This is a genomic window from Cohnella xylanilytica (assembly GCF_014212175.1).
Lineage (GTDB): Bacteria > Bacillota > Bacilli > Paenibacillales > Paenibacillaceae > Cohnella > Cohnella xylanilytica.
Map to the genome: position 1 here is coordinate 24,132 of NZ_JACJVR010000062.1, position 6,036 is coordinate 30,167.

Here is a 6,036-nt window from a genome sequence, read left to right on the forward strand (position 1 = left end):
TCGTATACTGTGAGTACGCGGGCCCCGTCAGGGGCCTTTTGCATGGAACCGGAACGAACGGCGGAACAGAATTTTCCCCGGGGAGGGACAAGCGCGCATGAAGGTATCGCTGCAAGGGCTGGTCGTTTTCGTGACGGGAGCGTCCAGCGGCGTCGGGGCGGAGACCGTCCGGCAGCTCGCGAAGCGCGGGGCCGCGCCGGTGCTCGCGGCCCGGTCCGGAGACAAGCTTCGCGAGGTGTCCGCGTCCGTGGAGGGCGAGCATCTCGTCTGCCCGACGGACGTGACGGACGAACGTTCGGTGAATGAGGCGATCCGGGCGACGGTCGGGAAGTACGGCCGCATCGACGTGCTCGTCAACAACGCGGGCTTCGGCGAATTCATCCCCTTCCGCGACGCGACGATCGAGCAATTCCGGGAAGCGATGGACGTCAACTACCTGGGAGCGGTCCGCTGCGCGAAGGCCGTCTATCCGCATATGGCCGCGGCGGGCAAAGGACATATCGTCAACGTCGCGTCGATTGCGGGCAAACTAGGAACGGCGAAGTCGACCGCGTACGCGGCCTCCAAGCACGCGTTGCTCGGCTTCACGAACGCGCTCAGGCAAGATTGCAAAGGAACGGGAATCCTCGTGTCGGCCGTCAATCCCGGGCCGATCGACACTCCGTTCTTCGACCGGGCCGATCCGGACGGCACGTACGTCCGCAATCTGGGCCGATTCATGCTGAAGACGGAGAAGGTAGCCCGCGCCATCGTCGACGTCATCGAGAGCGGGAAGCCGGAGAAGGATCTGCCCTTCGTCTCGGCCGCCGGGGCGAAGCTGTTCCAGCTGTTCCCGAGAACGGCGGACCGGCTGCTGTCGGGTCTGCTGAACAAGAAGTGAGAGGAGTGGCTCTATGAGCGATCAATCAATGCCGCCGTCCGGCGGTCCCGATAACGAAGCCGTCACCGCCCAAGGGAAGGCCGCGTTCGAAGCGATCGGGCTGAACGAACGGTTGGCTTCCCTGCTGGCCGAGGCCGGCATGACCGGTCCGACGCCGGTCCAGCAAGCGGCCATCCCCCCGCTCGCGCAAGGGCGCGACGCCATCCTGCGCTCGCCGACAGGCTCCGGCAAGACGCTCGCGTATTTGCTTCCCGTGCTGCAGCGGATCGACCCGCAGCGCCGGGAGACGCAAGCGGCCGTCCTGGCGCCGACGCAGGAGCTCGCCATGCAGATCGTGCGCGTGGCGGAGACGTACGGCGAGCCGCTCGGCATCAAGACCGTGGCGCTGATCGGGGGAGCGGCGCTGTCCCGCCAGCTGGAGCGAATGAAGCAGCGGCCCCACCTCGTCGTGGGCACGCCGGGCCGGGTGCGCGAAGTCGCCAAGCTGAAGAAGCTTCCCTTGCACCAGGTGAAGATGATCGTCGTCGACGAGACGGATCGCGTCTTCTCGCTCGGAGGCAAGGGGGACGTGGAAGCGATTCTGAAGGGAGCCGACCGCGAGCGGCAGACGGTGTTCGTCTCCGCCACCCGGTCGGAAGCGATGCGCGAGGCGGAGAGCCGCTGGCTGCGCGACCCTTGGATGCCCGAAGACGAGGGCGAGGAAGCCGCGAGCGGGCTGCCGCCGACGATCGACCACGTCTACCTCGTCTGCGACAGGCGGGACAAGATCGATACGGTGCGCCGCCTCATCCGGAATCTTCGTCCGGCGGGGGCCCTGATCTTCGTCAACGATATCGAGAGGATCGGCGAGCTGCTGAGCAAGCTGCGCTACGAAGGCTTCGCGGTCGACGCGCTGTACGGCGACACGCCGGGACGCGAGCGCAGCGACGCGATGCGCAAGTTCCGCGAAGGGCGGACGAAGCTGCTCATCGCATCGGACGTCGCCGCGCGGGGGCTGGACATTCCCGGCTTGCCGCTCGTTATCCAGTTCGAGCCGGCGCTCGACGCGGACCATTACGTGCACCGCGCCGGCCGGACGGGCCGGATGGGCCGAAGCGGGCGCTCGATCACGCTGATCGAGCCGCAAGAGCGGTTCATCATGGCCAAGCTCTCGAAGCAGCTCGCCATCGAGCTGACGGAGAAGGCGCTGCGGGAGGGGCGGCTTCTGTCCGTCGAAGAGGCCCGCAGAGCGCGCAAGGGGCGTGAGGAGGAGGCTTCTTCTTCCGCCGCGCCGACCCGGGACGCTTCTTCCGGCGCGAAGGGGAAGCCGGGCATCGGCTCGCGCCCGGGCCGGTCTTCCGCCGCCGCGTCTGCGGGAGCGAGACCGGCGGCCGCTTCCCGCCGAGCGGGCGCAGGTCACGTCGGCGGAGCAGGCGCGGAGGCTGCGGCCCCCGCCGCGCCGCGGAAGCCGGAGCCGCCGAAGCCGTCCCGCGCCGCCAAGATCAAGGCCGACCGCAAGCGGGACAACAAGAACAAAGGCGCTCCTCGCTGGCTGAAGGAGAAGCGGAGCCAGTCCTCGCAGCAGGAACCGCCGACTCCTTCGTCTTGAGGGGGAGGGCCGTCCGCTCTTCGATACTCCGACCAAAGACCCGCATTCTCGGCGATTATCGCCGGGATGCGGTTTTTTTGTGGGACGAAGGTCGCATTTTGCGCTTGCTACCCCGCCAACCCGCGCCGAACCCCCGAACGATATGGATACGCGGCGCCGGATGGGCTCTAAGGCGCCGATCCAATCAGACAAGGGAGCGTGTTTGGCATGATGCAGAACAACGACAACGCGAAGAGCAAGACGCTTCACCCGATGTGGAAAAAAACGGCGGCAGCGACGCTGGCCGTAGGGATGCTGGTAGGAGGAGCTTCCGGCGCGTACGCGGACGGAAAGGGCAAGAACGACTCCAAGCATGAAGAGAAAGAGTCCAAGCAAGCTTCGAAGTCCGAAGTCAAGGGCAAGGGCAAAATCGAAATCAACCTGAACTACAACGACTTGAAGGAAGAAGATTGGAAGTGGGCCTATTCCCACATTATCCGCCTGGCCTCCAAGCAAGTGTTCAACGGATACGAGGACGGAAGCTTCAAGCCGAAGAGCAACATTACGCGCATCGAAGCGCTCGTTGCGGCCGTTCGCCTGCTCGGGCTGAAGGCGGAAGCGGAATCGGCGGACAACATGAACGCCGAATTGAACTTCAAGGACTTCAAGCAAATCCAGAAGAAGTATCCTTGGGCGGTCGGCTACCTGAAGGTCGCGCTCGAGAACGACCTGTTCTCGGAATCCGATACGACGGTGCAGGCGGAGAAGCCGGCGGACCGCCTGTGGGCGTCCGTTCTGCTCGTGAAGGCGCTTAAGCTGGAGGACGAAGCGAAGGCGAGCATGGGCGCCGAGCTCGACTTCCGCGACGCCGACCAGATTCCGGCCGGTTCCGTCGGCTACGTGGCCGTCGCCGTCAAGAAGGGGCTTATCACCGGCTACGACGACAACACGTTCAAGCCGAACAAGCCGGTCACGCGCGCCGAGCTGGCCGCTCTGCTGGACCGCGCGGACGAGCAGCTGCCGGACAGCAACGCCTCCGCGCTGACGGGCGTCATCGACAGCGTCTCGGGCAGCACGCTGAAGGTGAAGAAGGCCGACGGAACGGTCGTCTCCTTGACGCTCGGCTCGGACGTCTTCATTTTCCGCAACGACAAGAAGGTGTCCGCTTCCGCCCTCCAGGCCGGCGACGAAGTGCTCGTTCGCACGTTCGAAGGCAAAGTCGTGTTCGTCGACGTGAAGGACGCGGCCGACGAGTCGAAGACGGATTCCGGCAAGATCGGAACGATTACGCTGAACACGAGCGGGAAGATCTCCACCGTCTCGATCGTGAAGACGGTAGACGGAGTGACCGGCACGACCGTGTACGACGTCTCCTCGAACGTGAAGATCACCGGCGACGAAGACGCCGCTCTCGCGCCGAACCAAGAGGTCAAGGTGAAGATCGTGAACAATGTCGTCACGGAGATCGAGATCGTCTCTTAATTGAAAATGACGCGGATAAGCTGCGCTTCAAAGCCGCAAGCGCAGGGCGTCCGCAGGCGGGCTTGTCCCGCGCGAAGGAAGCCGTCTCCTCCGGGAGGCGGCTTTTTTTGGTTGGGTGAGCCCCCATCTCGATCCAATCGTCTTCCCTTAAGCGGGCCGCTCCCGCGGGAGCCGAATTTGGTGCCGCCCCCCAGGCTGGTCTATAATGGAAGTCATGAAGATCGGATACTAAGGGGGGAATCGTGCCGTGACTTCGGCCTTGGAATTGACGAAGCTGACGGGCGGTTACAGCCAGCGGAAGCCCGTGCTGCACGAGGTTACCTTCTCGGTGAAGCCCGGGGAGCTGACCGGATTGATCGGGCTGAACGGAGCGGGGAAGAGCACCGCGATCAAGCATATTCTCGGGCTTATGCTCCCGCATTCGGGAGAGGTGAAGGTCGCCGGCGTCCGCCTCGCGGAGGACCGGGACAAGTACCGCTCCTCCTGCGCATACGTGCCGGAGCAGCCGTCGCTGTTCCCGAACCTGACGGTAGCCGAGCATCTGCGGTGGACCGCCATGGCGTACGGCATCGACGCCGCCGAGGCGGAGAAGCGGACGGCGGCCCTCGCCCGGACGTTCCGGATGGACAAGGCGCTCGGCCAACTGCCGGATACGCTGTCCAAGGGCATGAAGCAGAAGGTCATGCTCATGAACGCCCTGCTCGTCTCGCCTCCGCTGCTCATCATCGACGAGCCGTTCCTCGGGCTCGATCCGCTGGCTACACGGGCGCTGATCGGAGCGCTGGAGGAAGCCCGGAGCCGCGGGAGCGCCATTCTGCTCAGCTCGCATATTTTGCCGGCGCTGGAGAGGCGGGCCGACAATCTGGTCGTGCTTCATCAGGGAAGAATCATCGCTTCCGGGACGCCGGAGCAAGTCAAGGCCGCCGCGGGCGGGCAGCCGACGCTGGACGACGCCTTCGAAGCGCTGGTGGGGGCCGCCGAAGAAGGGGGAGGACCGCTTGGCTGATCCCCGCCACGCCAGCCTGGAGAAGCTGCGGGAGCTGTACCGCTCGCGCGCGGCCGCGTTCCGCCAGGAACTCATCCCTTACTTCCGTTACGTGCTGCAGAGCGGCTTCGGGCTCTTGCTGTCGGCGATCGGCATTACGCTGATCACCGGCTATATCCGGCTGTTGAACGATCCCGGCGACTGGCCGTCGGATATCGTCGGCACCGTCGTCCTTCTCTTGATCGCGCTCTACGCGCCGCTTAGGACCTACTTCCAGCCGGCCGACACGGTGTTCGTTGTTCCGCTGGAGAAGGAGGCGCTCGCCGCCGTCGTGCTGCCGAAGGCGCGCCGGGCGATGCTGGCCTCCGCCTTGCGGATGCTGGCGGCGTTCGCCGTATTCGCGCCGCTGTACAGCCAGGCGGCTCCGACCGCCGAAGCGGCGGCGGGACGCCCGCTGCCGCTGCTCGGCCTGGCGTTCGCCTTGGTCGGCGCCTGGAACGCGCACGCGGCGTGGAACGAGCGCAGGCTCGCGTCTAGCGCCTGGCGCGTCGGCCTCCGGGCGGCGCGCTTCGCCGCCGTCGCGCTCGTCGCAGCGGGGTTGCTGCTGCGGCCGTTCGTCCCGGCCCTCGCCTTCGCCGTCCTATGCGCCGCGGTCCTGTACGCGCTGGCCCGCCTGCAGACCCGCCACGCTCTGCCGTGGGACCGGCTGATCGCCGAAGAAGCGGCCGCGCGCCGGCGCTGGCTGCGCTTCCTGAGCTGGTTCGTCGACGTCCCTTCGGAGACGTCGCGCCCGGCGCGGAGGGGCTGGATCGCCTGGACCGCCGATCGGCTGCCTTGGCGGCGCGATTCGGCCTGGACGTTCCTATACGCGAAGACGCTGCTGAGAAGCGACACCTTCGGCGCCTTCTGGCGCTGGAACGCGGTGCTGATCGTCATCCTCGCGATGGCGAAGGAGCCGCTGCTCGACGCGATCGCGTTCGCCATCGCCGTCTTCGTCGGCGGCCTCCAGCTCACCGAACTGGGGCGGACCCGCTTCGCGGAGAACGCCGCCGTCGTGCCGCTGCGGCCGGAGCGGCGCCTGCGCGCCGTCGCCGGCGTGACGCGGGCCGCCGGCCTTGTCGC

The 6,036-nt window shown here is 66.3% G+C and carries 5 protein-coding genes; all 5 read left to right on the plus strand.

The annotated features are described in order from the left end of the window. Positions 1 to 97: 97 nt before the first annotated feature. Positions 98 to 880, plus strand: coding sequence for an SDR family NAD(P)-dependent oxidoreductase (locus H7B90_RS16075; protein ID WP_185136912.1), 783 nt, complete (start codon positions 98 to 100; stop codon positions 878 to 880). A 13-nt stretch (positions 881 to 893) separates the two neighbouring features. Next, positions 894 to 2,468, plus strand: a complete 1,575-nt coding sequence (locus H7B90_RS16080) for a DEAD/DEAH box helicase (RefSeq protein ID WP_260411074.1) — start codon at positions 894 to 896, stop codon at positions 2,466 to 2,468. A gap of 207 nt (positions 2,469 to 2,675) precedes the next feature. After that, a complete protein-coding gene (locus tag H7B90_RS16085; protein WP_246578426.1) occupies positions 2,676 to 3,929 on the plus strand; it encodes an S-layer homology domain-containing protein in 1,254 nt (417 codons plus the stop codon). A 247-nt stretch (positions 3,930 to 4,176) separates the two neighbouring features. Continuing rightward, a complete protein-coding gene (locus H7B90_RS16090; RefSeq protein WP_185136913.1) occupies positions 4,177 to 4,935 on the plus strand; it encodes an ABC transporter ATP-binding protein in 759 nt (252 codons plus the stop codon). Beyond that, a partial coding sequence (locus H7B90_RS16095) for an ABC transporter permease (protein ID WP_185136914.1) occupies positions 4,928 to 6,036 on the plus strand: 1,109 nt, incomplete at its 3' end. The genes H7B90_RS16090 and H7B90_RS16095, both read left to right, overlap by 8 nt.